This is a genomic window from Priestia sp. SIMBA_032 (assembly GCF_046535215.1).
GTDB lineage: Bacteria > Bacillota > Bacilli > Bacillales > Bacillaceae_H > Priestia > Priestia aryabhattai.
Genome location: NZ_JAWRXD010000483.1, coordinates 1 through 279, shown reverse-complemented (window position 1 = coordinate 279; position 279 = coordinate 1). Strand labels below are relative to the sequence as shown.

Annotated in this window: 1 protein-coding gene; it reads left to right on the top strand. The window is 71.0% G+C overall.

Annotated elements, in window-relative coordinates; translation table 11 throughout:
• Positions 1 to 38: 38 nt before the first annotated feature.
• Positions 39 to 279 (top strand): response regulator transcription factor (locus tag SB717_RS35230; RefSeq protein WP_410907553.1); only part of this gene is annotated, 241 nt, incomplete at its 3' end.

The window sequence follows — 279 nt, the reverse complement described above, 5'->3', positions numbered from 1 at the left end:
GTGCCACGCCGGGCTTCGGCAGAGCGGAGACTCATCAGGTGAGAGCCGAACCAGCCCCGATCGTGGTGCTCGTCGAAGACGATCCGACCGTGCGCGACGTGGTCGTCGACTACCTGGGCTCCGCCGGTTTCGAGGTCCGCCCCTACGCCGACGGCCGGACCGCTCTCGTCGCTGTCCGCTCCTCCCTCCCTGATGTGCTCGTCGTCGACCGGATGCTGCCCGGCCTCAGCGGCGACGAACTGTGCCGTGCCGCCCGCTCGATCGCGCCGGCCCTGCCCA